Annotated in this window: 21 protein-coding genes and 1 other RNA gene; 3 read left to right on the top strand and 19 right to left on the bottom strand. The window is 63.2% G+C overall.

Going from position 1 to position 25673, the window contains the following annotated elements:
* Window positions 1-171: 171 nt before the first annotated feature.
* On the bottom strand, window positions 172-2907 hold the full coding sequence (gene secA, locus ACIQUI_RS01785; protein ID WP_403194479.1) for a preprotein translocase subunit SecA: 2736 nt from the start codon (window positions 2905-2907) through the stop codon (window positions 172-174).
* Window positions 2908-3296: 389 nt separating this feature from the next.
* Between secA and ACIQUI_RS01780 the strand changes: the two genes are divergently transcribed.
* Window positions 3297-3752 carry a DUF721 domain-containing protein gene (locus ACIQUI_RS01780; protein ID WP_403194477.1) on the top strand — a complete coding sequence of 152 codons (456 nt, stop codon included), beginning with the start codon at window positions 3297-3299 and terminating at the stop codon, window positions 3750-3752.
* Window positions 3753-3805: 53 nt separating this feature from the next.
* On the opposite strand, the gene lpxC is transcribed toward ACIQUI_RS01780, so the two are convergent.
* The 18 genes from lpxC to rsmI form a co-directional block, all read right to left on the bottom strand.
* Complete coding sequence (gene lpxC, locus ACIQUI_RS01775; RefSeq protein ID WP_391127704.1) at window positions 3806-4717, bottom strand: UDP-3-O-acyl-N-acetylglucosamine deacetylase; 912 nt, start codon at window positions 4715-4717, stop codon at window positions 3806-3808.
* A gap of 112 nt (window positions 4718-4829) precedes the next feature.
* A complete protein-coding gene (ftsZ, locus tag ACIQUI_RS01770) occupies window positions 4830-6026 on the bottom strand; it encodes a cell division protein FtsZ (RefSeq protein ID WP_284354440.1) in 1197 nt (398 codons plus the stop codon).
* A gap of 55 nt (window positions 6027-6081) precedes the next feature.
* Window positions 6082-7344, bottom strand: coding sequence for a cell division protein FtsA (gene ftsA / locus ACIQUI_RS01765; RefSeq protein WP_403194474.1), 1263 nt, complete (start codon window positions 7342-7344; stop codon window positions 6082-6084).
* 14 nt (window positions 7345-7358) lie between these two features.
* Window positions 7359-8228, bottom strand: coding sequence for a cell division protein FtsQ/DivIB (locus ACIQUI_RS01760; RefSeq protein WP_016498051.1), 870 nt, complete (start codon window positions 8226-8228; stop codon window positions 7359-7361).
* Between the two features lie 5 nt (window positions 8229-8233).
* Window positions 8234-9190 carry a D-alanine--D-alanine ligase gene (locus ACIQUI_RS01755; RefSeq protein ID WP_403194472.1) on the bottom strand — a complete coding sequence of 319 codons (957 nt, stop codon included), beginning with the start codon at window positions 9188-9190 and terminating at the stop codon, window positions 8234-8236.
* Window positions 9187-10635 (bottom strand): UDP-N-acetylmuramate--L-alanine ligase, encoded by a 1449-nt coding sequence (gene murC / locus ACIQUI_RS01750; RefSeq protein WP_016713564.1) that lies wholly within the window; start codon window positions 10633-10635, stop codon window positions 9187-9189. Before murC ends, ACIQUI_RS01755 begins: the two co-directional genes overlap by 4 nt.
* Window positions 10628-11707 (bottom strand): undecaprenyldiphospho-muramoylpentapeptide beta-N-acetylglucosaminyltransferase, encoded by a 1080-nt coding sequence (gene murG / locus ACIQUI_RS01745; protein ID WP_403194470.1) that lies wholly within the window; start codon window positions 11705-11707, stop codon window positions 10628-10630. Before murG ends, murC begins: the two co-directional genes overlap by 8 nt.
* Window positions 11697-12911: a putative lipid II flippase FtsW gene (gene ftsW, locus ACIQUI_RS01740; RefSeq protein ID WP_060499795.1), complete on the bottom strand. Its 1215-nt coding sequence runs from the start codon at window positions 12909-12911 to the stop codon at window positions 11697-11699. Before ftsW ends, murG begins: the two co-directional genes overlap by 11 nt.
* Window positions 12908-14254, bottom strand: coding sequence for a UDP-N-acetylmuramoyl-L-alanine--D-glutamate ligase (gene murD / locus ACIQUI_RS01735; protein WP_403194808.1), 1347 nt, complete (start codon window positions 14252-14254; stop codon window positions 12908-12910). Before murD ends, ftsW begins: the two co-directional genes overlap by 4 nt.
* Window positions 14255-14260: 6 nt before the next feature.
* On the bottom strand, window positions 14261-15343 hold the full coding sequence (gene mraY / locus ACIQUI_RS01730; protein WP_003251852.1) for a phospho-N-acetylmuramoyl-pentapeptide-transferase: 1083 nt from the start codon (window positions 15341-15343) through the stop codon (window positions 14261-14263).
* On the bottom strand, window positions 15343-16710 hold the full coding sequence (gene murF / locus ACIQUI_RS01725) for a UDP-N-acetylmuramoyl-tripeptide--D-alanyl-D-alanine ligase (protein ID WP_403194467.1): 1368 nt from the start codon (window positions 16708-16710) through the stop codon (window positions 15343-15345). Before murF ends, mraY begins: the two co-directional genes overlap by 1 nt.
* Window positions 16703-18193, bottom strand: coding sequence for a UDP-N-acetylmuramoyl-L-alanyl-D-glutamate--2,6-diaminopimelate ligase (gene murE, locus ACIQUI_RS01720; protein WP_403194465.1), 1491 nt, complete (start codon window positions 18191-18193; stop codon window positions 16703-16705). The genes murF and murE overlap by 8 nt, the downstream gene beginning before the upstream one ends.
* Window positions 18190-19938 (bottom strand): peptidoglycan D,D-transpeptidase FtsI family protein, encoded by a 1749-nt coding sequence (locus ACIQUI_RS01715; protein WP_403194806.1) that lies wholly within the window; start codon window positions 19936-19938, stop codon window positions 18190-18192. The genes murE and ACIQUI_RS01715 overlap by 4 nt, the downstream gene beginning before the upstream one ends.
* Window positions 19938-20231: a cell division protein FtsL gene (ftsL, locus tag ACIQUI_RS01710; protein WP_003260787.1), complete on the bottom strand. Its 294-nt coding sequence runs from the start codon at window positions 20229-20231 to the stop codon at window positions 19938-19940. The genes ACIQUI_RS01715 and ftsL overlap by 1 nt, the downstream gene beginning before the upstream one ends.
* Complete coding sequence (gene rsmH, locus ACIQUI_RS01705) at window positions 20228-21175, bottom strand: 16S rRNA (cytosine(1402)-N(4))-methyltransferase RsmH (protein ID WP_403194463.1); 948 nt, start codon at window positions 21173-21175, stop codon at window positions 20228-20230. The genes ftsL and rsmH overlap by 4 nt, the downstream gene beginning before the upstream one ends.
* On the bottom strand, window positions 21172-21627 hold the full coding sequence (mraZ, locus tag ACIQUI_RS01700) for a division/cell wall cluster transcriptional repressor MraZ (protein ID WP_004575120.1): 456 nt from the start codon (window positions 21625-21627) through the stop codon (window positions 21172-21174). Before mraZ ends, rsmH begins: the two co-directional genes overlap by 4 nt.
* Window positions 21628-21936: 309 nt before the next feature.
* An RNA gene (rnpB, locus tag ACIQUI_RS01695) (RNase P RNA component class A) lies at window positions 21937-22311 on the bottom strand.
* Window positions 22312-22378: 67 nt separating this feature from the next.
* Complete coding sequence (gene rsmI / locus ACIQUI_RS01690) at window positions 22379-23254, bottom strand: 16S rRNA (cytidine(1402)-2'-O)-methyltransferase (RefSeq protein WP_403194461.1); 876 nt, start codon at window positions 23252-23254, stop codon at window positions 22379-22381.
* A gap of 186 nt (window positions 23255-23440) precedes the next feature.
* On the opposite strand from rsmI, the gene ACIQUI_RS01685 reads away from it, so the two are divergent.
* On the top strand, window positions 23441-25258 hold the full coding sequence (locus ACIQUI_RS01685; protein ID WP_403194459.1) for a penicillin-binding protein activator: 1818 nt from the start codon (window positions 23441-23443) through the stop codon (window positions 25256-25258).
* Window positions 25258-25629, top strand: a complete 372-nt coding sequence (locus tag ACIQUI_RS01680) for a YraN family protein (protein WP_403194457.1) — start codon at window positions 25258-25260, stop codon at window positions 25627-25629. The genes ACIQUI_RS01685 and ACIQUI_RS01680 overlap by 1 nt, the downstream gene beginning before the upstream one ends.
* Window positions 25630-25673: the final 44 nt, after the last annotated feature.

Here is a 25673-nt window from a genome sequence, read left to right as displayed (position 1 = left end):
GAGCGCTCCTAGAAAAATCGGTTGATGTACAAAAAGCGGGGCCGCTTCGCGCCCCATCGCGACACAAGGCCGCTCCTACAGGTTGTCACTATTCCTGTAGGAGCGGCCTTGTGTCGCGAAAGGGCCGCAAAGCGGCCCCAGGATGTATCAGGTGACAACAACCCGGTCAGATCACTCGATCTGCCCGTGGCAATGCTTGAACTTCTTGCCCGAACCACACCAGCACGGCTCGTTGCGGCCCAGCTTCTGGTCGTTGCGTACAGGTGCCGAGGCAACGGCCACTTCGTCGCCCTCCTCGCTCAACTGCTCGCTCTCAAGGCCTGGGGCAGCGGCATGCTGGAACTGCATGCGGCTGGCCAGCTCCTCGGCCTCGCGGCGCAGGCGGGCTTCCTCTTCGGCCGGGTCTTCGCGGCGAACCTGAACGTGCGACAGCACGCGGATGGTGTCGCGCTTGATCGACTCGAGCAGCTCCTGGAACAGGGTGAACGATTCGCGCTTGTACTCCTGCTTCGGGTTCTTCTGCGCATAGCCGCGCAGGTGAATACCGTGACGCAGGTGGTCCATGGTCGACAGGTGGTCTTTCCACAGGTCGTCCAGCACGCGCAGCAGGATCTGCTTCTCGAAGGTACGCAGCGCGTCGATACCGGCCTGGTCTTCCTTCTCGGTGTAGGCGGTAGTGATCTCGTTCAGCAGCTTCTCGCGCAATGTCTCTTCGTAGAGGTGATCATCCTCGTCGAGCCACTGCTGGATCGGCAGCTTCATGGCGAAATCGCTGGCCAGCGAAGCTTCCAGGCCGGCCACATCCCACTGTTCAGGCAGCGACTGCGGCGGGATGTGCTGGCTGATGGTAGCGTCCAGCACTTCCTTGCGGAATTCGACGATGGTGTCGCCAATATTCTCGGCAGCCAGCAGGCTGTTGCGCATGTGGTAGATCACCTTGCGCTGCTCGTTGGCCACGTCGTCGTATTCGAGCAACTGCTTGCGGATGTCGAAGTTGCGGCCTTCGACCTTGCGCTGTGCCTTCTCGATGGCGTTGGTGACCATGCGGTGTTCGATGGCCTCGCCCGACTGCATGCCCAGGGCCTTCATGAAGTTCTTCACCCGGTCAGAGGCGAAGATACGCATCAGGCTGTCTTCCAGCGACAGGTAGAAGCGGCTGGAACCCGGGTCACCCTGGCGGCCGGAACGGCCACGCAACTGGTTGTCGATACGGCGCGACTCGTGGCGCTCGGAAGCGATCACGTGCAGGCCACCGGCTTCGATCACCTGCTGGTGACGGTTCTGCCAGCCGGCCTTGATCTGGGCGACCTGCTCGGCAGTCGGGTTTTCCAGGGTGGCCACTTCGGCTTCCCAGTTCCCACCCAGGAGAATGTCGGTACCACGGCCAGCCATGTTGGTGGCGATGGTGAGCGCACCCGGGGCACCGGCTTGCGCAATGATCTCGGCTTCTTTCTCGTGGTACTTGGCGTTCAGGACCTTGTGGTCGATGCCTTCCTTCTTGAGCAGGTTCGACATGTGCTCGGAGGTTTCGATGGTCGCGGTACCTACCAGGATCGGCCGGCCCTGCTTCATGCTTTCCTTGATGTCAGCAATGATCGCAGCGTATTTCTCGTCGGCGGTCAGGTACACCAGGTCGTTGAAGTCTTTACGCGCCAGTGGTTTGTTCGGCGGGATGACCATCACGTTCAGGGCGTAGATCGACTGGAACTCGAACGCTTCGGTATCAGCGGTACCGGTCATGCCGGACAGCTTGGTGTACAGGCGGAAGTAGTTCTGGAACGTGGTCGAAGCCAGGGTCTGGCTCTCGGCCTGGATGTTCAGGTTCTCCTTGGCCTCGATGGCCTGGTGCAGGCCTTCGGACAGGCGACGGCCCGGCATGGTACGGCCGGTGTGTTCGTCGATCAGCAGTACCTGGCCGTCCTGGACAATGTACTCGATGTTGCGGTGGAACAGCTTGTGCGCGCGCAGGCCGGCGTAGACGTGAGTCAGCAAGCCCAGGTTGTGCGCGGAGTACAGGCTCTCGCCCTCGGCCAGCAGGCCGGCCTGGGTGAGCATCTCTTCGATGTACTGGTGACCGGCTTCGTTCAGCTCGACCTGGCGGCTCTTCTCGTCGATGGTGAAGTGGCCTTCCTGGGTGACCTGGCCTTCCACTTCCTCGATGTGCTGCGTCAGGCGCGGGATCAGGCGGTTGATCTCGATGTACAGCTTGGAGCTGTCCTCGGCCTGGCCGGAAATGATCAGCGGGGTACGCGCTTCGTCGATGAGGATGGAGTCGACTTCGTCGATCACGGCGAAGTTCAGTTCACGCTGGAACTTCTCTTCCTGGCTGAATGCCATGTTGTCGCGCAGGTAATCGAAACCGAATTCGTTGTTGGTGCCGTAGGTGATGTCGGACGCATAGGCGGCGCGCTTTTCTTCCGGCGGCTGGAAGGCCGAGACGATGCCGACCGACAGGCCGAGGAACTCGTACAGCGGGCGCATCCAGTTGGCGTCACGGCGGGCCAGGTAGTCGTTGACGGTGACCACGTGCACGCCCTTGCCGGACAGTGCGTTGAGGTACACGGCCAGGGTACCGACCAAGGTCTTGCCTTCACCGGTACGCATTTCTGCGATCATGCCCTCGTGCAGGGTCATGCCGCCGATCAGCTGCACATCAAAGTGGCGCATGCCCATGACGCGCTTGCCGGCCTCACGGGCCACGGCAAAGGCTTCAGGCAGCAATTGGTCCAGTGTCTCGCCTTTGGCCAGGCGCTCCTTGAACTCTGCGGTCTTGCCCCGCAGTTGCTCGTCGGAGAGGGCCACCATCTTCTCTTCGAAGGCATTGACGATACTCACCGTCTTGAGCATGCGTTTCACTTCACGCTCGTTCTTGCTTCCAAAAAGTTTTTTTAACAAAGGCGCAAACATATCGGCAGGATCTTCCACACGTAGGGATGGAGGGCGGCCCCATGAGTCGCCCGTGCAGCCCTGAGGCCGCATGCGAACGAGCATTCTACCCGGAAACGATGGTGAGGAAAGTGGTGGATTTCCACGATGCTATTACAGCGTTTTGGCGGGGGCCTGTTTTAGATAGGGGCATTTTCCCTGAGTTCAAGGCCTGGCAACATGAAAGCTATCGAGAATTAGTCTTATCTTGTGCCGCCTGTGCCGGCCTCTTCGCGGGCTTGCCCGCTCCCACAGGATCACCACAGGTCCGGATCCTGTGAAATACCTGTGGGAGCGGGCAAGCCCGCGAAGAGGCCGGCACAGGTAACAGAGGTGTTAAACTGCGGTTCTTGCAACCTCATACGAACCCCATGGCCTACAAACCCTCCCCCGCCCAGCCACCTTCAGCCCTGCTGCGCCAGGTGCGCCCGCTGCGCCTGCTGCTGAACCAGGCCGAGCGCCTGGAGCACTTGCAGCGCCTGCTGGAGAGCCAATTGCAACCGGCTGCCCGCGAGCACTGCCATGTCGCCTCATGGCGTGACGGCACCTTGTTGCTGGTGGTAACCGACGGTCATTGGGCCACCCGCCTGCGTTACCAGCAAAAGCGCTTGCTGGCGGCGCTCCAGGCCATGGAAGCCTTCGGCAACCTGCGGCGCATCCTGTACAAGGTGCAGCCGCCGCTGGTGCCGGCCAAGCGTGGCGGGCATGCGGCCGAGCTGTCCAATACTGCGGCCGAAAGCCTGCTTGATACTGCCGAGGGGATAGCTGATCCGAAGTTGCGGGCGGCGCTGGAACGGTTGGCCGCCCACGCTCAGGGCAAGCCATAAAAAAGGCCACCCGAAGGTGGCCTTGATTACAACACTAGAGAGAGTGTTCGAACTTACACGGCCGCAACAGGGCGCATGTACGAGATCGGTGCCGTGCTGGCATCTTCGAACGTAACCACTTCCCAGGCATCGGTTTCAGCAATCAGCTTGCGCAGCAGCTGGTTGTTCAGCGCGTGGCCGGACTTGTAGCCCTTGAACTCGCCAATCAGGCTGTTGCCCAGCAGATAGAGGTCGCCAATGGCGTCGAGGATCTTGTGCTTGACGAATTCGTCATCGGAACGAAGGCCGTCTTCGTTAAGCACGCCGGTCTCGTCGACCACGATGGCGTTCTCGACACTGCCGCCCAGCGCAAGGTTGTGCTTGCGCAGGTACTCGATGTCACGCATGAAGCCGAAAGTGCGGGCGCGGCTGACTTCCTTCACGAACGACGTGCTGGAGAAGTCGACGACTGCACTCTGGGTCTGGCCCTTGAGGACCGGGTGATCGAAGTCGATCTCGAAGCTCACCTTGAAGCCTTCGAAAGGCAGGAACGTGGCGCGCTTGTCGCCCTCTTCCACGGTTACCTCACGCAGGATGCGGATGAACTTCTTGGCTGCGTCCTGTTCTTCCAGGCCGGCAGACTGAATCAGGAATACAAAAGGACCGGCGCTGCCATCCATGATCGGCACTTCCGAGGCGGAGAGCTCGACGTAGGCGTTATCGATGCCCAGGCCCGCCATGGCGGAGAGCAGGTGCTCGACCGTATCGACCTTGACGTCACCGTTGACCAGCGTCGTCGACATGGTTGTCTCGCCGACGTTGGCCGCACGCGCAGCGATTTCGACCACAGGGTCGAGGTCGGCGCGGCGGAAGACGATGCCGGTGTCAACAGGTGCAGGCTTGAGGGTCAGGTAAACCTTCTCCCCGGAGTGCAGACCGACACCTGTGGCACGGATGGTATTCTTCAGGGTGCGTTGTTTAATCATGGCATTGGCCGCTTCAGCGCAAATTGCGAACAGGTATCAACAAAGGCTGGGGATGATAACAGACCCAACCTTTGATGAATACCAATCACCTTTATACCCCTGATAAATTCCATTAATCAGCCTGACGACGCAGGAAAGCCGGGATATCGAGGTAGTCCAGGTCGTCCTGAGGGTTCAGTTTAGCGGCTGCAGCAGCACCTGCATGGGCCTGGTTGCGCATCACGGTCGGGCGCTCCAGGTCACGGTAGTTCACCGCTGGCTGCTCCTGGCGAACTGGTGCAGGGTTGGACGCTTCGTACGCCTGCTGGGCGGTCTGCAGGGTGTTGTCGACCACCTTGACCGGCTTCTCGATGCGCGCACCCAGGCCAGTGGCCACGACGGTCACGTGCAGCTCGTCACGCATGTCCGGGTCGATCACGGTACCGACCTTGACCATGGCCTGGTCAGAGGCGAAGGCTTCGATGATGCTACCCACATCGGAGTATTCACCCAGCGACAGGTCTGGGCCTGCGGTGATGTTCACCAGGATGCCGCGGGCGCCCTGCAGGTTGACGTCTTCCAGCAGCGGGTTGCGGATTGCAGCCTCGGTGGCTTCACGCGCACGGTTCGGGCCGCTGGCGCAGCCAGTACCCATCATCGCCATGCCCATTTCACCCATCACGGTGCGCACGTCGGCGAAGTCGACGTTGATCATGCCCGGGCGCTTGATGATGTCGGAGATACCGCGAACGGCACCCGCCAGCACATCGTCGGCCTTGGCGAAGGCAGACAGCAGGCTGGCATCCTTGCCCAGGATGGTCAGCAGCTTCTCGTTGGGAATGGTGATCAACGAGTCGACGCTTTCGGCCAGCATGCGGATGCCTTCATCGGCGATCTGCATACGTTTGCGGCCTTCGAACGGGAACGGACGGGTCACCACGGCTACGGTGAGGATGCCCATTTCCTTGGCCACTTCGGCAATGATCGGTGCCGCACCGGTGCCGGTACCGCCGCCCATGCCGGTGGTGATGAACACCATGTTGGTGCCCTGCAGCACTTCGGCGATGCGCTCGCGGTCTTCCAGCGCGGCCTGGCGGCCGACTTCCGGATTGGCACCAGCACCCAGGCCCTTGGTCACGCCAGTGCCCAATTGCAGGATGGTACGCGCACCGATGTTTTTCAGCGCTTGAGCATCGGTGTTGGCGCAGATGAATTCGACGCCTTCGATGCTGCTCTTGACCATGTGATTGACGGCGTTGCCGCCACCGCCACCCACGCCGATCACCTTGATGACCGGGCTTTGCGGGACGTTGTCTACGAGCTCGAACATTTTCCCTCTCCTTACAGTTCTCTAGTTGTTGCGCCTACCACTACTGCTTTGAAACTTAGAAGTTGCCCTGGACCCACTTCTTGAAACGCTCAAGCACGGGGGCCTTCGGTTCATCGCCATAGCTGTTGTTGCTGCTGTTGGTGTTACCGGTCAGGACCAAGTCCTCGGACTGCTTCAGCAGGCCGTAGGTGAGCAGGCCCACGCCGGTGGAATAGATCGGGTTGCGAACCACGTCGCTCAGCCCCCGAACGCTGTGCGGTACGCCCAGGCGTACCGGCATGTGGAAGATTTCCTCGGCCAGTTCCACGGCACCTTCCATCTTCGCGGTGCCACCGGTGAGGACGATGCCGGCCGGCACCAGGTCCTCGTAGCCGCTGCGGCGCAGTTCGGCCTGGATCAGGGTGAAGAGCTCGTCGTAACGTGGCTCCACCACCTCGGCCAGGGCCTGGCGCGACAGCTCGCGCGGTGGGCGGTCACCCACGCTCGGCACCTTGATGGTCTCGCCGGCGCCGGCCAGCTTGGCCAGGGCGCAGGCGTAGCGGATCTTGATTTCTTCGGCGTACTGGGTCGGGGTACGCAGGGCCATGGCGATGTCGTTGGTGACCTGGTCGCCGGCAATCGGGATGACTGCGGTGTGGCGGATGGCGCCCTCGGTGAAGATGGCGATGTCGGTAGTGCCGCCACCGATATCCACCAGGCACACGCCCAGCTCTTTCTCATCGTCGGTCAGCACCGAGTAGGCCGAGGCCAGCTGCTCGAGGATGATGTCGTCGATTTCCAGGCCGCAGCGGCGCACGCACTTTTCGATGTTCTGTGCCGCGTTGACCGCGCAGGTGACCACGTGAACCTTGGCTTCCAGGCGCACGCCCGACATGCCCAGTGGCTCGCGCACGCCTTCCTGGTTGTCGATCACGTAGTCCTGCGGCAGGGTGTGCAGCACGCGCTGGTCGGCCGGGATGGCCACGGCCTGGGCCGCGTCGAGCACGCGTTCGAGGTCGGCCAGGCTGACCTCCCGGTCGCGGATGGCGACGATGCCGTGGGAGTTCAGGCTGCGGATGTGGTTACCGGCCACGCCGACGAACGCCGAGTGGATGCGGCAGCCCGCCATCAGCTGCGCTTCTTCGACGGCGCGCTGGATCGACTGCACGGTGGACTCGATGTTCACCACCACGCCTTTCTTCAGGCCGCGGGACGGATGGGTACCGATGCCGACGATTTCCAGGGTGCCGTCTTCGCCCACTTCGCCGACCAGCGCCACCACCTTGGAGGTGCCAATGTCCAGCCCGACGATCATTTTGCCGCTATGCGCGTTTGCCATGGTCCTGCCTCTCTCTAATTCTTCGCAACGGCGGGTTGGGCCGTCGTCGGTGCAATCGGTTCCCGCCAGCCAACGGCAAGTCCGTTGGAATAACGCAGATCAATGCGGGCGATAGTGGTGATCTGGTCTTTGAGTGTCTTGTCGTAAATGGCGATGAAACGGCGCATCTTCTCCACCAGATGGTCGCGCCCCAACAGCAGCTCGATGCCCGGCCCGGCGCTGCTCGCACCGGTGGTCAGGAACCAGCTGCCTCGCTCGCGCAGCTCCAGGCGAGCGATGGAAAAACCCATGGGGCGCAGCATCTGGCTCAATACCTGATACTGCTGCATGACTTGTTGCTGGGCACGCTGCGGCCCGGCCAGCTGCGGCAGGTGCTCGTAGTTGGCCAGCTCGCGCGGCGTGAAGGCCTGGCCCTGGTTGTTGAGCAAGGCTTCGTCACCCCAGCGTGCCACCGGCAGTTGCTCCTCAAGGCGGATCACCACCTCGTCGGGCCACACCCGGCGTACTTCGGCGTGGGCAATCCACGGCATCTGCTCAAGCTCGGCGCGCATCGCCGGCAGGTCGACGCTGAAGAAGCTCGCCGCCACGTAGGGCGCGATACGCTGCTGCACCGACTGCTGGCTGATGTAGCTGAGGTCACCCTGCACGTCGATCTTGGTAATCGGCCGGTCGGCGTACGGCATCAGGCGAATGGCGCCCTCATAGGCACCAAAGCCGGCCGCCACCAGCAGCACCGGCCACAGCAGGCGCTTGAGGCCGCCCAGGCTTGGCCGCGGCAGGCGCGCCGATACGGGCTCGTCGGCCACCAGCCGGCTGGCACCACGCGGCACCGGCTTGCTGCGGCCGGTAACGGGTTGCTGCTGACGTATCATCGCGCCTTGCATGGTTGTTAACCTCGCGTCGCCACGCTTTCAGCCAGGATCGCCAGCACCAGCTGCTGGAAGTCCAGGCCTGCCGCGCGGGCCGCCATGGGCACCAGGCTATGATCAGTCATGCCCGGTGCGGTGTTGACTTCGAGCAGCCAGAACCGGCCCTGCTCGTCCTGCATCACGTCCAGCCGCCCCCAGCCTTCGATGCCGATGGCATCACAGGCGCGCGCGGTCAGGTCGATCAGTTCCTGTTCCTTGACGCTATCCAGGCCGCACGGGATGCGGTACTGGGTATCGTTGGCGATGTACTTGGCGTCGTAGTCGTAGAACACGTGCGGCGTACCCAGGGCGATCGGCGGCAGCACCTGGCCGCGCAGTACCGCGATGGTGAACTCCGGGCCGTGGATCCACTGCTCCACCAGTACCTGGGAATCGTATTGAGCGGCGTCCTGCCAGGCGGCGACCAGTTCCTGGGCGCTGTTCACCTTGGCCATGCCGATGCTAGAGCCTTCATGGGCGGGTTTGACGATAAGCGGGAAGCCCAGTTCCGTAGCGGCCTGCAAACAATCGCTTTCGCTCGCCAATACCGCGTGGCGCGGGGTTGGAATACCCAGGCTCTGCCACACCTGCTTGGTGCGCAGCTTGTCCATGGCCAGCGCCGAGGCAAGGATGCCACTGCCGGTGTAGGGGATGCCCAGGCACTCCAGCAGGCCTTGCATGCTGCCGTCTTCACCGCCACGGCCGTGGAGGATGATGAAGGCGCGGTCGATCTTCTCGCTTTGCAGGCGGTCGAGCAGGTCGTCACCGACATCGATGGCAACCACGTCGACACCGGCCGTGGTCAGCGCGTCGATCACCGCGGCACCGGACTTCAGCGACACTTCACGCTCGGCGCTCTTGCCACCGTACAGCACGGCAACGCGGCCGAACGCTTGTACGTCCAGGGTGGAGTGCAGCTTGTCGTAGGCGCTGGTCATTTCGACTTCTCCTGCTTGGCGCCAGCGAACAGCGGGCTTTTCATCAACTGCGGGGCCAGCCCGCCAACATCACCGGCACCCTGGCAGATCAGGATGTCGCCGGCGCGCAGCAGTGGCTTGACCAACGGCGCCAGCTCGGCACCACGTTCGATGTAGATCGGGTCCAGCTTGCCGCGCTGGCGGATGCTGTGGCACAGCTGGCGGCTGTCGGCACCCGGGATCGGCTCTTCGCCGGCCGGGTAGACTTCCATCAGCAGCAGCACGTTGGCGTCGCCCAGCACCTGGACGAAATCGTCGTACAGGTCACGGGTACGGCTGTAGCGGTGTGGCTGGTAGACGATCACCAGGCGACGGCTTGGCCAGCCGCCGCGCACGGCCTTGATCACTGCAGCCACTTCGGTCGGGTGATGGCCGTAGTCGTCGACCAGCATCACGCTGCCGCCTTCGACCGGCAGCTCGCCGTACACCTGGAAACGACGACCGACGCCCTGGAAGCCGGACAGGCCCTGGATGATCGCTTCGTCAGTGATGCCTTCGTCAGTGGCGATGGCAATGGTGGCCAGGGCGTTGAGCACGTTGTGGTTGCCGGGCATGTTCACCGACACCTCAAGCGGCTCGCGGTCGCGGCGCAGCACGGTGAAGTGGGTCTGCATGCCCTGCTGGCGCACGTTGATGGCGCGGATGTCGGCCTCTTCGCTGAAGCCATAGGTCACGGTCGGGCGCTTCACCTGCGGCAGGATCTCGCGCACCACCGGGTCGTCCAGGCACATCACGGCAAGGCCATAGAACGGCAGGTTGTGCAGGAACTCGACGAAGGTTTTCTTCAGCTTGTTGAAGTCACCTTCGTAGGTCGCCATGTGGTCGGCGTCGATGTTGGTGACCACGGCCACCATCGGCTGCAGGTGCAGGAAGCTGGCGTCGCTCTCGTCGGCTTCGGCGATCAGGTAGCGGCTGGTGCCCAGCTGGGCATTGGTGCCGGCAGCGGTCAGGCGGCCACCGATGACGAACGTCGGGTCCAGGCCGCCAGCGGCGAACACCGAGGCCAGCAGGCTGGTGGTGGTGGTCTTGCCGTGGGTACCGGCAACGGCCACACCATGGCGGTAGCGCATCAGTTCGGCGAGCATCTCGGCACGCGGCACCACCGGAATGCGCCGCTCGAGGGCGGTGGCCACTTCCGGGTTGGCCGGGTTGATGGCGCTGGACACCACCAGCACGTCGGCGGTGGCGGCGTTCTCGGCGCGGTGGCCGACGAAGATCTCGGCACCGAACGATTCCAGGCGTTCGGTAACTGGCGAGGCCTTCAGGTCCGAACCGGACACTTCATAGCCCAGGTTCAGCAACACTTCGGCGATACCGCACATGCCGACGCCGCCGATACCGACGAAGTGAATGCGGCGGATACGGCCCATCTTCGGCTGGGGCATGGCTTTCTGGCTTTCAACCATGGGCCACCTCCAGGCAGATATCGACCACGGTGCTGGTTGCAGCAGGTTTGGCCAGGCGCCGTGCGGTGCCTGCCATGACGTTGAGTTTCTCGGGTTGCATCAGCACCTCGTTCAGGCGTTCAGCGAGCTGCGCTGCGCCAGTTGTCGCTTGTGGCATCAGGAAGGCAGCGCCTTCACGGGCCAGATATTGGGCGTTGTGGGTCTGGTGGTCGTCGATGGCGTGGGGCAAAGGCACCAGCATCGAAGGCAGGCCCGCTGCCGCCAGCTCGCTGACGGTCAGGGCGCCGGCCCGGCACACCACCATGTCGGCCCAGCCATAGGCTTGGGCCATGTCCTTGATGAAGGGCTCTACCTGAGCCTCGACGCCCGCCTCGTGATAACGCTCGGCGGTAATCGGTGCATGTTGCTTGCCGGCCTGGTGGAATACCTCTGGCCGCAACGCAGCGGGTACTTCGGACAGGGCCTTAGGCAACAATTTGTTCAATGGTTCCGCACCCAGGCTGCCACCGAGTACCAGCAGGCGTGCACGGCGCTCGGCCAGGGGTGCGCGTTGCGCGTCCATGAACAGCTCCGGGCGCACCGGGTTGCCGGTGGTGCGACGCTTGTCGCTGGCCTCGAAGGTGTTGGGGAACGCTTCGCAGACCCGCGCCGAGAGTGGCATCAACAACCGATTGGCGGTACCGGCCCGGGCGTTCTGCTCGTGGATCACCAACGGCACGCCGCACAGCCGTGCGGCCACGCCGCCGGGGCCAGTCACGTAGCCGCCAAAGCCCAGTACGCAGACCGGCTTGAGCTGGCGAATGATACGCCGCGCCTGCAGCACAGCCTTGACCAGGGTGAACGGTGCCTTGAGCAAAGACAGTTTGCTTTTGCCACGCAGGCCGCTGACCTGGATCAGGTGCAGCGCCAAGCCGGCCTGGGGCACCAGTTCGTTCTCGATACCGCGCGGGGTGCCTAGCCAGTGCACGGTATAACCGCGTGCCTGGAACTCCCGGGCGCAGGCCAGGGCCGGGAACACATGGCCCCCGGTGCCGCCTGCCATGATCAGTACGTTCTTGCCGTCAGCGGCCATGACTGGTCTCCTCGGCAAAATCGCTTTCGCTGAATTCGTGTTCCTCGCTGCCAAGATGCGTGCGGCTTTCCCACTCGATACGCAGCAACAAGCCCACGCATGCGCAGCAGATCACCAACGAACTGCCGCCGTAGCTGAGGAATGGCAAGGTCAGGCCCTTGGTCGGCAGCAGGCCGACGTTCACCCCGATGTTGATCAGGAACTGGCCGATCCACAGGAACGCCAGGCCGAAGGCCACATAGGCAGCAAAGAACTGCTTGGCCTTCTCGGCCCACAGGCCGATGTACAGGGCACGCACGGTGACGAACACGAACAACGCAATGGTCACCAGTGAGCCGACTACACCCAGTTCTTCTGCCAGTACCGAGAACACGAAGTCGGTATGTGCCTCGGGCAGGTAGAACTGCTTCTGCACGCTATTGCCCAGGCCAACGCCCAGCCATTCGCCCCGACCGAAGGCAATCAGTGCCTGGGTCAACTGGTAGCCCGAACCGAACTGGTCAGACCACGGGTCGGTGAAGGTAATAAGCCGCGCCATCCGGTACGGCTGCGCCTGCACCAGCACGAACACCGCCAGCACTGCCAACACCACCATCAGGCTGAAGCGGAACAGCCCCACCCCACCAAGGAACAGCATGGCCGCTGCCGCACCCATCATCACCACGGTGGCGCCGAAGTCCGGCTCCATCAGCAGCAAGGCAGCCATGGGCAGCAGCACGATGAACGGCTTGAAGAAGCCCATCCAGGTTTCGCGCACCTCGGTCTGCCTGCGTACCAGGTAACCGGCCAGGTAGACGACCACGAACACCTTGGCGATTTCCGAAGGCTGGACGTTGAAGAAGCTGAAGCCGATCCAGCGCATGGAGCCGTTCACTTCACGGCCGATACCCGGTACCAGCACCAGGACCAGCAGGCCGAAAGCGCCCAGCAGCATCATGAAGCCCATGCGCTGCCAGGTGGCGATTGGCACCAGCATGGTCGCACCGCAGGCTACCAGGCCAAGGAACACGTACACGAGGTGGCGGAACATATGGTACAGCGGGTTGCCCGACTGCACCGCAGCCACTTCCGAGGAGGCGGAGGTAATCATTACCAGGCCCAGGCCCAGCAAAGCCAGGCAGCCGGCCAGCATCGGGAAGTCCAGGTCGATGCCGCGGCCACTGATCAGCGGCGACGGGTAGGGCTTGAAGATGCCGAAGATCATGCAAGCCCCCCCGCGGCCTGGGCGAACAGGCGCCCACGCTCTTCAAAGTTCTTGAACATGTCCAGGCTGGCGCACGCCGGCGACAGCAGTACGGCATCACCGGCCTGGGCCAGTTCGGCGCACTGTTGCACGGCCTGGTCGAGGGTCTTGACCCGAACAAGCGGCACGTCATCGCCCAGGGCTTCGGCCAGGCGCTCGGCATCACGACCCAGCAATACCACGGCGCGGCAGAAGCGCTTGACCGGCTCGCGCAGCGCCGTGAACTCGGCACCTTTACCGTCACCGCCGGCGATCAGTACCAGCTTGCCTTCGATATCGGCACCCAGGCCTTCGATGGCAGCCAGGGCAGCGCCGACGTTGGTGGCCTTGGAATCGTCGTACCAGTTCACACCGTTACGCTCACGTACCCACTGGCAGCGGTGGGCCAGGCCACCGAACTCGCGCAGCGCTTCGAGCATGGGCTCGAACGCAAGGCCCGCGGCATGCCCCAGCGCCAGGGCTGCCAGTGCGTTGCTCTGGTTGTGGGCGCCACGAACCTTCAGCTCGCGCGCCGGCATCAGCGCCTGGAACTCGAATGCCAGGTATTTCTCACCGTCGACTTCACGCAGGCCAAAGGCCTTGAAGTCCGGCTGGTTGAGGCCGAAGGTCCAGCATGGGCGGCCTTCCACCGGCAGCGGCCGGCTGAGGGCGTCCTGGCGGTTGACCACCACCTGCTTAGCGCCGCGGAAAATCCGGTGCTTGGCCAGGTGGTACGCCGGCAGCCCGCTGTAGCGGTCCATGTGGTCTTCGCTGATGTTCAGCACGGTGGCCACTTCAGCATTGAGCTGGTCGGTGGTTTCCAGCTGGAAGCTGGACAGCTCCAGCACGTACAGCTCGACGTCATCGGCCAGCAGGTCCAGCGCCGGGGTGCCGAGGTTGCCGCCCACCGCCACGCGCTTGCCTGCCTTGGCAGCCATTTCACCGACAAGGGTGGTAACGGTGCTCTTGGCGTTGGAACCGCTGATGGCAATGATCGGCGCCTTGGCGTAGCGGGCGAACAGTTCGATGTCACCGGACAGTTTCACGCCGCGCGCGGCTGCCTGTTGCAGCGCCGGGGTAGCCAGGGCAAGCCCGGGGCTCACGTACAGTTCGTTGGCGCGGCACAGGAAGTCCACGTCCAGCTCGCCACAGCGCACTTCCACCTGCGGGTAATCACGGCGCAGGGTGTCCAGTTCCGGCGGTTGCTCGCGGGTGTCGGCGACCGCAAAGGCAATGCCCCGGCTCGCCAGGAAGCGAACCAGGGACATGCCGCTCTTGCCGAGGCCGACAACGATGCGGAATTGGTCGGAAGCGATCAAGGACACGCTCATCTACCTCAGTTTCAGGGTTGCAAGGCCGATCAGCACCAGGATCACGGTGATGATCCAGAAGCGGACGATCACCCGTGGCTCTGGCCAGCCCTTGAGTTCAAAGTGGTGGTGGATCGGCGCCATGCGGAACACGCGCTTGCCGGTCAGCTTGAAGGAGGCGACCTGGATCACCACCGACAGGGTTTCCACAACGAAGATGCCGCCCATGATGAACAGGACGATTTCCTGGCGGACGATCACCGCAATGGTGCCCAGTGCGGCGCCCAGCGCCAGCGCACCGACGTCACCCATGAAGACTTGTGCCGGGTAGGTGTTGAACCACAGGAAGCCCAGGCCGGCACCGATCAGCGCGCCGCAGAACACGATCAGCTCGCCCGAACCCGGCACGTAAGGAATCAGCAGGTATTCGGCGAACTTCACGTTACCCGACAGGTAGCAGAAGATGCCCAGGGCGCCGCCGACCATCACCGTAGGCATGATTGCCAGGCCGTCGAGGCCGTCAGTGAGGTTGACCGCGTTGCTGGAGCCGACGATGACGAAGTAGGTCAGTACGACGAAGCCAACGCCCAGCGGGATGGTGACATCCTTGATGAACGGCAAAATCAGCGTGGTCTCGACGCTGGTTGGCGCGGTCTTGTACAGGAACACGGCTGCAGCCAGGCCGAATACCGACTGCCAGAAGTACTTCCAGCGGCTTGGCAGGCCACGGGAGTTCTTTTCGATCACCTTGCGGTAGTCGTCGACCCAGCCGATGGCGCCGAACGCCAGGGTGACGATCAACACCACCCAGACGTAACGGTTGCTCAGGTCCGCCCACAGCAGCGTGCTGACGGCAATGGCCGACAGGATCAGCGCGCCACCCATGGTCGGGGTGCCGGACTTGGACAGGTGCGATTGCGGGCCGTCGTTACGCACGGCCTGGCCGATCTGGCGAATTTGCAGGGTACGGATCATCCACGGCCCCAGCCACAGCGCCAGCGACAACGCGGTCAGTACACCAAGAATCCCGCGCAGGGACAGGTACTGGAAGACCGCGAAGCCTTTATGGAACTGTTGCAGATACTCGGCCAACAGCAGCAGCATTAATGTTTCTCCCCGCTGGCACCGCACAATGCCGCCACGACGTTTTCCATCGCAGCGCTGCGCGAGCCCTTGATCAAGATTGTGGTGTCGCTGGCACTTTCGGCGCTAACCGCGTCGATCAGCTCAGCTTGAGTAGCGAAATGACGGCCATTGGCGCCGAACGCCTTGACCGCATGTGTCATGTTGGAACCCACTGCGTACAGGGCATCTACCTTGCCACGCGCGTAGTCACCCACCTGACGGTGGCCTTCCTCCGCCCATTGCCCCAGTTCGCCGATATCCCCAAGCACCAGAACGGTGCGCCCGGAAAAGCCGGCGAGTATATCAATGGCCGCACACATGGAGGTGGGATTTGCGTTGTAACTATCGTCGATCACCCGCACACCGTTCGGCGCGATCTGCGCCACGGTACGGCCCTTGACCGGTTGCACGGCAGCCAGGCCCGCGGCGATGCCGCTCAGGCTCAGACCAACGGCATGGGCAGCGGCGGCGGCGGCCAGCGCATTGCTGACGTTATGCTCACCCAGCACATTGAGTTGCACAGCTACCGTTTCACCGGCGCCATGCAGCTTGAAAGACGGGCAACCACGGGCATCGCGACCGATGTCCGTGGCGTAGAAGTCGGCCTGCGGATTGCTGCGCGCAAAACTGATGACGCTGTGTGCACCGGCACGCGCCTTCCAGATCGGGAAAGCCTTGTCGTCCAGATTAAGGATGGCGATGCCGCCCTCGCCCAGGCCTTCAAGGATTTCGCCCTTGGCTTCGACGATTTTCTCCGGGCCGCCGAACTCGCCAACGTGGGCAGTACCGGCGTTGTTGATGATGACCACCTGGGGCTGGGTCAGGCCAACGGTGTAGCGGATCTCACCAATGCGCGAAGCACCCAGTTCGATCACCGCAGCGCTGTGCTCCGGGGCGATCTCCAGCAGGGTCAGCGGCGCACCGAGGTCGTTGTTCAGGTTGCCGCGGGTGGCGTGCACCAGGCCACGGGTACGCAGGATGCTGGCCAGCATTTCCTTGACGGTGGTCTTGCCGCTGGAACCGGTAATGGCCACGACAGGCTTGTCGAACGCAGCGCGGTTGAGGGCACCGAGCTGGCCGAGCGCTACACGGCAATCCTTGACCAGCAACTGGGGCAGGTCGACGTCGGCCACTGCACGTTCGACCAGGGCAGCGACTGCACCTTTGGCTTTGACATCGGCCAGGTAGTCATGGCCATCGAAACGCGGGCCGGCCAGGGCAACGAACAGCTGCCCGGCGCCGACGCTGCGGCTGTCGATGCTGACACCGGTGAACGTGGCGTCGCCACCGATTTGTTGACCACTCAGTGCCGTGGTCAGCTGGCTGAGTGACAGCGGCTTAAGCATGTGGAGCCTCCCAGGCTGCAAGTGCCTTCTCGGCTTCGATCAGGTCGGAAAAGTCATGGCGCTCGCCATTGATCTCCTGGTAATCCTCATGCCCCTTACCGGCCAGCACGATCACATCGTTGGCAGCGGCGGTGGCAATCAGGTGCGCGATGGCCTCGCCACGCCCGGCAACGAACTCGACGCTGTCAGGCCTGGTGAAACCGGGACGGATGTCGTCGAAGATACGCAGCGGGTCTTCGCTACGCGGGTTGTCATCGGTGACCACCACGCGGTCGGCCAGGCGCTCGGCCACTTCGGCCATCAGCGGGCGCTTGCCGCGGTCACGGTCGCCGCCACAGCCAAACAGGCACAGCAGCTTGCCGTGGGCGTGCGGACGCAGGGCTTCGAGCACCTTTTCCAGGGCGTCCGGGGTGTGCGCGTAGTCGACCACCACCAGGGGCTTGTCGCCGCCACCCAGACGCTGCATGCGGCCTACCGGCCCTTGCAGTTGCGGGGTGACCTTGAGGATCTCGTCCAGCGAATAGTCCAGGGCCAACAGCGTAGCTACGGCGGCGAGCATGTTGCTGAGGTTGAAGCGGCCCAGCAACTGGCTGCGCAGGGTGCGCTCACCTTGGGCGGTGACGAGCGTGGCGCGGACGCCATCGTCATCAAACCTGGCCTCAGGGCAGAACAGCGACGCGTCCCGGTTTTCCAGGCTATAGCTGATCAGCCGGGTCTCGATACGATCGGTCATCGGCTTGCGGGCAAAATCGTCAGCCAGACGACGACCGAAGTCATCATCCAGGTTGACCACCTGGCAACGCAGGCTCGGCCAGCTGAACAGCTTGGCCTTGGCGGCCTCGTAGGCCTGCATGCTGCCGTGGTAATCGAGGTGGTCACGGGACAGGTTGGTCATGACCGCGATGTCGAATTCCAGCGCGGCAACCCGGCCTTGTTCCAGGGCATGGGAGGAAACTTCCATGGCCACGGCCTTGGCGCCACCTTTCTTCAGGTCATTGAGCGTCGACTGCACGGCGATGGGGTCTGGCGTGGTCAGCCGGCCGCTCTGCAGTTCGCCATAAAAGCCTGTACCCAACGTGCCGATCAGGCCGCAGCGCTGGCCGAGCAGGTCCAGTGCCTGCGCCACCAACTGGGTCACACTGGTCTTGCCGTTGGTACCGGTCACGCCCACCAGGTTCAGCTGGCGGCTGGGCTCGCCATAGAAACGGCCAGCAATCTCGGACAGCTGGGCAATCAGGCCCTTCACCGGAATCAGCGGCACGTCGGTCAGCGGCAGCACGTTGGCGCCCTGCTCTTCATAGGCCACGGCGGCAGCGCCACGGGCCAGTGCATCGGCGATATGCTCGCGGCCATCGACCTTGGCCCCCGGCACGGCCAGGAACAGGTCGCCCGGCCGCACACTGCGGCTGTCCAGCGTCAGTTCACGGATCAGCGGGTCACGGCTGGCGTGGGCGAAAAGTTTGCTTAATGGCATTGTCATCATCCACGCCCTCCCTTGGCGGCTGCTGCATTGACTTGCGATTGCCCGGCGGGCGCTGCTGGCGCAGGTGGCGGCAGGTTGTCTGGCGGCACGTTCATCAAACGCAGGGTGCCGGACATGACCTTGCTGAACACTGGCGCCGAAACCAGGCCACCGAAGTAGCCGCCCTTGCCCGGCTCGTCGATGACCACGACGATGGCGTAGCGCGGGTCGCTCATTGGCCCGAAGCCAGCGAACAGCGAGCGGTAGGCGTTTTCGGTGTAGCCCTTGGAACCCACGGTGGCCTTACGCGCGGTACCGGACTTGCCGGCCACGTGATAGAACGGCACCTGGGCGCGGAACACGCCGCGCGGCGCCTCGATCACCTGCTGCAACATGCCCTGAACGGTTTCGGCGGTTTCCTTCGGAATGGCTTGCACCGCTTCCGGCGGCTGGTCGACCTTGAGGATCGACAGCGGCACCATCTTGCCGTCGTTGGCCAGTGCCGCGTAGGCATGCACCAACTGCAGGGCGGTCACCGACACGCCGTAGCCGTAGGACAGCGTCGCGGTCTCGGCCTTGCGCCATTCGCGGTGGTTAGGCAGGTTGCCGACGCGCTCACCCGGGAAGCCAAGGCCGGTGTACTGGCCCAGGCCAACCTGGGACATGACCCGGTAAATGGCCTCGCCGCCGATGTCGAAGGCGATCTTGCTCATGCCGACGTTACTGGAGTTGATCAGGATACCGGTCAGGTCGAGGATCGGGCCTTCGCTGCGCGATACGTCCTTGATGGTATAGCGGCCGATCTGCAGGCTGCCCGGGTAGACTTCGACCTTGTCGGTCGGCTTCCAGCGGCCGCTCTGCAGGGCCGCACTCATGGAGATCGGCTTGACCGTGGAACCGGGCTCGAACACGTCGATGATCGCCCGGTTGCGCATGGCCGCCGGGAACATGCTGCGGCGGTTGTTGGGGTTGTAGGTCGGCTGGTTGACCATGGCCAGGACCTCACCGGTCTTGACGTCCATGATCACCAGGCTGCCGGCCTTGGCGTCCTGTTCGGCAATGGCGTTACGCAGTTCGCGGGTGGCCAGGTACTGCAGGCGCAGGTCTATCGACAACGCCAAGGTCTTACCGGCCTTGGCGTTCTTGGTTACCTGGATGTCCTTGATCAGCCGGCCGCGCCGGTCCTTGATCACCTGGCGCTTGCCCGGCACGCCGGCCAGCCATTCGTCATAGGCCAGTTCCACACCCTCGCGCCCATGGTCGTCAAGGTCGGTGAAGCCGACCATATGCGCCGTGACATCACCGGCCGGATAGAAGCGGCGGAATTCTTCCAGGCCGTACACGCCTGGCACTTTCAGGTCGAGCACATGCTGGCCCTGCTCCGGGGTCAGGCCGCGGACCAGGTAGATGAACTCTTTGCTCGCCTGCTGGGTCAGGCGCTCGGTCAGCTGCTGCGGGTTTTGCCCCAACGCCGCAGCCAGCTGTGGCCAGCGGTCCCTGGACGCCTGCATTTCCTTGGGGTTGGCCCACAGGGTGGTAACCGGGGTACTCACGGCCAGCGGCTCACCGTTGCGGTCGGTAATCAGGCCGCGGTGCGCCGGGATAGGAATATGACGCAGGCTGCGCGCATCGCCCTGGCCCTTGAGGAAGTCACGGTCGACTACCTGCAGGTCGATGATGCGCCAGCAGATGGCACCCACCATGATGGCCAGCAAGCCGATCACCACGCGGAAGCGCCACGGGTAGAGTGCGCCTTCGAGCTTCATCATGGTGCCACCATCCGTACTTCGTCAGCCGAAGGCACACGCATCTTCAACTGCTCGGACGCCAGGTTCTCGATACGGCTGGCGGCAGTCCAGGTGCTCTGCTCAAGAATCAGCCGGCCCCACTCGGCCTGGGCCTTGTCGCGCTCGTTCAACTCACCGTACAGGGTGTTGAGCAACTGGCGGTTCCAGTGCGCGCTGTAAGACACGGCGATGGCCGAAACCAGCACGGCAACGAACAGCAGAAGCATCAGGAAGCTTCCGCCTGGCAAAGGCTTGGCAAACAGCCTGCTCACCGCAGCTTCTCCGCCACACGCATCACGGCGCTACGCGACCGGGGGTTGGCCTTGAGTTCGGCTTCGGAAGCGAACTGGGCCTTGCCTATAAGCTTGATTTTCGGCTCGAAGGCCTTGTGCTGTACCGGCAGGTTGCGTGGCAGGTTGTCGGCCTCGCCCTTTACCAGCTTGCGCATGAACAGCTTGACGATGCGGTCTTCCAGCGAGTGGAAGCTGATGACCGCCAGGCGACCACCCACTTCGAGCGCATCAAGCGCAGCCTCAAGGCCGGCCTCAAGGTCGCCCAGCTCGTTGTTGACGTGGATACGAAGGCCCTGGAAGGCACGGGTAGCCGGGTTCTTGCCTTTTTCCCAGGCAGGGTTGGCAACCTTGAGCACCTCTGCCAGGTCGGCAGTACGGGTGAACGGTTGTTTTTCACGGCGCTCGACCACGGCACGCGCCATCCGGCCAGCGAAGCGCTCTTCACCGTACTCCTTGAACACGCGGGCAATTTCTTCCACAGGCGCGGTGGCGATGAACTCGGCGGCACTGATGCCCTGATCCGGATTCATGCGCATGTCCAGCGGGCCATCATTGAGGAAGCTGAAGCCACGCTCGGGGTCATCCAGTTGCGGCGAGGACACGCCCAGGTCCAGCAGCACACCGCTGACCTTGCCGTGCAGGCCGCGCTCGGCCACCTCCGCGCCCAGCTCGGCAAAGCTGCGCTGCACAATGACAAAGCGGCCGTCTTCGGCCGCCAGCGCTTGCCCCGTGGCAATCGCCTGTGGATCTTTATCGAAGCCCAGCAGCCGCCCTTGCGGCCCCAGCTTGCTGAGAATCAGCCGGCTGTGTCCGCCACGGCCAAACGTGCCGTCCAGATAGCAACCGTCGGCGCGCAGGGCCAATGCCTCGACAGCCTCGTCGAGCAGGACGGTAATGTGGTTGAAGCCGCTATCTATGGTCACAGGATCAGGTCACGCAATTCGTCGGGCATGGCGCCCGGTTGTTGAATAGCTGCAAGGTCGGCTGCCGAAACCGCGTTCCAGGCATCTTCGTCCCACAGCTGGAATTTGTTCAGTTGCCCCACCAGCATCGCCTTCTTGTCGAGCTTGGCGTACTCACGCAGGCGGGGCGGCACCAGGAAACGACCGCTGCCATCGAGCTCCAGGTCAACCGCATTGCCGATCAGCAAACGCTGCAGGCGGCGGTTTTCCTCACGCAACGACGGCAAGGCACGCAACTTGGCTTCTATCTGCTCCCACTCATCGAGGGGATAAACACATAAGCAGGGATCAACGGCATCAATGGTCACGATCAGTTGGCCATTGCAACGCGAATCGAGCTCGTCACGGTACCGGCTCGGCATGGCGAGACGGCCCTTTGCATCGAGGCTGACGGCGTTGGCTCCGCGGAACACGGCTGCGATTCCCCACAATGTTAGCTTTTTTGTGCCAGAAAACCCACTTCATCCCACTTTCTGCCACTTGCGCACACTATAGGAATCCGCCCGCAGCACCGTCAAGGCACGTTCATAAGGAAAAGCCTTACAGGACGGAGATTTAGCGCGATATGGGAATGTGGAAGCACTGCCGAAGAGAAAAAAACACGAGCAAAATCAAAACCACGCAAGCACATGGAGTTCGAAGTTAAAGTGATTTATCAAGAGTAAGATTTTTTCGGTATTACCAGAGGGGATCTGCTATCGAATCAAGCAGGGAAGGAAAAGGTGGAGAGTCGATCTGTAAGCCGGGTTTTGTCGAGGACAGTCATTCCTCTACGACGGCCATCACTGGACGCCTCTAGCAACCTACCCGGTTCCGACGCGGGCCACGCCTGATGGAACCCTATTTGGTCTTGCTCCGAGTGGGGTTTACCTAGCCACGAACTGTTGCCAGCCGTGCGGTGCGCTCTTACCGCACCTTTTCACCCTTACCGGCACCGAAGTGCTTAGGCGGTTATTTTCTGTGGCACTTTCCGTAGGCTCACGCCTCCCAGGCGTTACCTGGCACTCTGCCCTATGGAGCCCGGACTTTCCTCCCCCTGCTGCTCGCACAACCAAAGTTGCGGAACAAAAGCAGGCAGCGACTGTCCGATCGACTCTCCGCCGACAAGGTTACCGGCACGCGCGCCCAAGAACAAGCGATACCGGCATTTATATCATTTTGCCACTATTCGGCTTTCTGCTTTTCCAGGGCAAGTTGATACAAAAGATTCTTGCGTACCCCGGTAATTTCCGCCGCAAGTGCCGCTGCCCGCTTCAGCGGCAACTCGGCCAGCAGCAAGTCAAGTACGCGCTGCGCCTCGGCACTGATGGCCTGCTCACCCTCGGGAGCACTCCAGCCCCCTACCAGCACCACGCACTCACCGCGCTGCTGGTTACTGTCGCCAGCAACGAATGCTCGCAGTTCAGCCAACGGCAAGCCCTTGAGGGTCTCGAATGTCTTGGTCAGCTCGCGCGCCAGCAGCGCCGGGCGCTCGCCACCAAATACCGCCTCCATGTCTTCAAGGCATTCCAGGATGCGGTGCGGCGCCTCATAGAATATCAGCGTGCGCGGCTCTTCCTTCACCTGCTCCAGACGCGCCTTGCGCCCCGCCTGCTTCGCCGGCAGGAAGCCTTCGAAGATGAAGCGGTCCGATGGCAGGCCGGCCGCCGACAACGCGGCAATCAAGGCGCACGCGCCCGGCACCGGCACCACATTCACACCCGCGGCCCGCGCCTGGCGCACCAGGTGGTAGCCCGGGTCGGAGATCAGCGGCGTACCGGCATCGGAAACCAGCGCCACGTTATCGCCAGCCAGCAACTTGGTGAGAAAACGCCCACCCTCATCGCGCTCGTTGTGCTCATGGCAGGCCGCCAGCGGCGTATCGATACCAAAGTGCTGCAACAGACGGATCGAATGACGGGTGTCTTCGGCGGCGATGAGCGCCACATCCGCCAGCACCTTCAGCGCCCTGGCGCTCATGTCGTCAAGGTTGCCGATGGGGGTTGCCACCACATACAGCGTCCCCACCGTGGATTTCGAAGCCCCTGCCACATCAGTCACTGCGCACACCTGTCATTCGGATCAAAGGCGCCATTGTAGCCCGAGCGCCTGTAACAGGGCGCAAAGAACTTCACCTGCGACCAGCGCCAGGCCACCTATAGTGAAGGATCAGCACAGCGACATCGCGCCCCGGCCAGTGCTTGGGTACAATTGCCGGCCAACTTGATCGAGTAACAGGACCTTTACATGATCGCTTGCCTGCGGCTGCTCACAGCCCTCTGCCTCGCTGCCCTGCTGGCGGCCTGCGCCAGCTCGCCCTCATCCAGCCTGGGCGAACTGCCACGCACCCCGGACGCCAGCATCGAGCAACTGCTCGAAAAGGCCGCTTCCAGCAAGTCTGCGGAAGACGCCGCCCTGCTGCGCCTGAGCGCAGCCGACCTGGCCTACAAGCAGAAGGACTTCCCGCGCGCCGCACGCATTCTCGAGCAAGTCCCGCTGGACACGCTCAAGCCGGCCCAACAAGTGTTCGCCAGCACCCTCGCTGCCGAGCTGGCCATGAGCCGCAACCAGCCCAAGGCAGCACTCACTGCCCTGGCCCACCCAAGCCTGCAGCGCGTTGCCGAACTGCCGGCAGAGCAGCAAGCGCGCACCTACAGCGTGCACGCCGCCGCCCTCGAAGCCGACGGCCAGGCCCTGGCTGCTGCGCAACAGCGCGTACTGCTGGCCCCGCTGCTGAGCGGCCAGGCCGCCAGTGCCAACAACGACGCCATCTGGGCCCTGGTTGCCTCGCTGCCGGCAGAGCAACTGCAACAGCCCGTCAACGACCAGACCCTGGCCGGCTGGACCAGCCTGGCGTTCGCCGTGAAAAGCGCAGGCACCCTGGAACAACAGCAAGCGGCCATCGAAACCTGGGTCAAACAGCACCCTGACCACCCGGCAGCACAGCAACTGCCACTGGCACTGACCAAGCTCAAGGAACTGGCCAGCCAGCCGCTGACCAAGATCGCCCTGCTGCTGCCTCAGGAGGGCCCGCTGGCCGGTGTTGCCCGCGCCCTGCGTGATGGCTTCATGGCCGCCCATTTCCAGGCCCAGCAAGCCGGCCAGCCAGCACCTGCAGTGCAGGTGTTCGACAGCTCGCGCATCGGCTCGCTTGACGACTTCTACCGCCAGGCCCAGGCCGCTGGCGTGCAACTGGTCATCGGCCCGCTGGAAAAACCACTGGTGAAGCAACTGGCGGCCAAACCGCAGTTGCCGATCACCACCCTGGCGCTCAACTACGCCGACGCCGGCCAGAAAGCGCCGCCACAACTGTTCCAGTTCGGCCTGGCTGCCGAAGACGAAGCCCGTGAAGTCGCCCGCCGCGCCCGCGCCGACGGCATGGTCCGCGCCGTGGCGCTGGTACCAAGTGGCGAATGGGGTGACCGCGTGCTGGCCGCCTTCCGCCAGGACTGGGAAGGCAATGGCGGCACCCTGCTCGCTGCCGAGCGTATTGCCCAGCCGGTTGCCCTGGCCCAGCAGATTGCCGACCTGTTCCAGCTGCGCCAGAGCGAAGGCCGCGCCAAGAGCCTGCAAAGCACGGTAGGTGGCAGCATCGCCGCACAACCGTCGCGCCGCCAGGACATCGATTTCATCTTCCTGGCCTCGACCCCGCAACAGGCCCAGCAGATCAAGCCGACCCTGAATTTCCAGTACGCCGGTGACGTGCCGGTCTACGCCACCTCGAACCTGTACAGCGCCAGCGGTGACGTGAACCAGTACAACGACATGAACGGCATCCGCTTCTGCGAAACGCCATGGCTGCTCGACACCAGCAACAGCCTGCGCCAGCAGGTTGTCCAGCAGTGGCCGCAAGCTGCCGGCAGCCTTGGCCGCCTGTATGCCATGGGCGTCGATGCCTACAGCCTCGCACCACGCCTGGGCCAACTGAAAGCGCTGCCGGACAACCGCGTCCTGGGCCTTTCGGGCAGCCTGAGCATCAACGCCAACCAGCGTGTCGAGCGCCAGCTGCCATGGGCCGAGTTCGCAGGCGGCCAGGTCAAGCGCCTGCCTGATACTGCGCGCTGATGGCAACAGCATCGCCCACCCGTGCCGGGCAAGCGGCAGAAACCCAGGCCCTTGAGTACCTTCAAGGGCAGGGCCTGCAACTGCTGGCACGCAACTGGCGATGCAAAGGCGGCGAGCTTGATCTGGTCATGCTCGACGCCGATACAGTAGTATTCGTCGAAGTCCGCTACCGGTTGCACGCGGGCTTCGGTGGCGCCCTCGAAAGTATCGACGGGCGCAAGCAGAAACGGTTGGTGCTCGCCGCCAGCCTGTTCCTGCAGCAGGAACCCCGCTGGGGCAACCACCCCTGCCGCTTCGACGTTGTCGCCCTGCAGGGTAGCCATCATGCAGGCAGACCGCTTCAATGGCTGAAAAACGCCTTCGAATGCTGAACTCACTTCGTATTTTTTGCTCTATGTATCGCGGGCTGGTCGTT

The sequence above is a fragment of the Pseudomonas sp. NPDC090592 genome, assembly GCF_044769185.1.
Classification (GTDB): Bacteria; Pseudomonadota; Gammaproteobacteria; order Pseudomonadales; family Pseudomonadaceae; genus Aquipseudomonas.
Note: the sequence above shows the minus strand (reverse complement) of the source record. Positions and strands in the feature narration are given on the sequence as shown.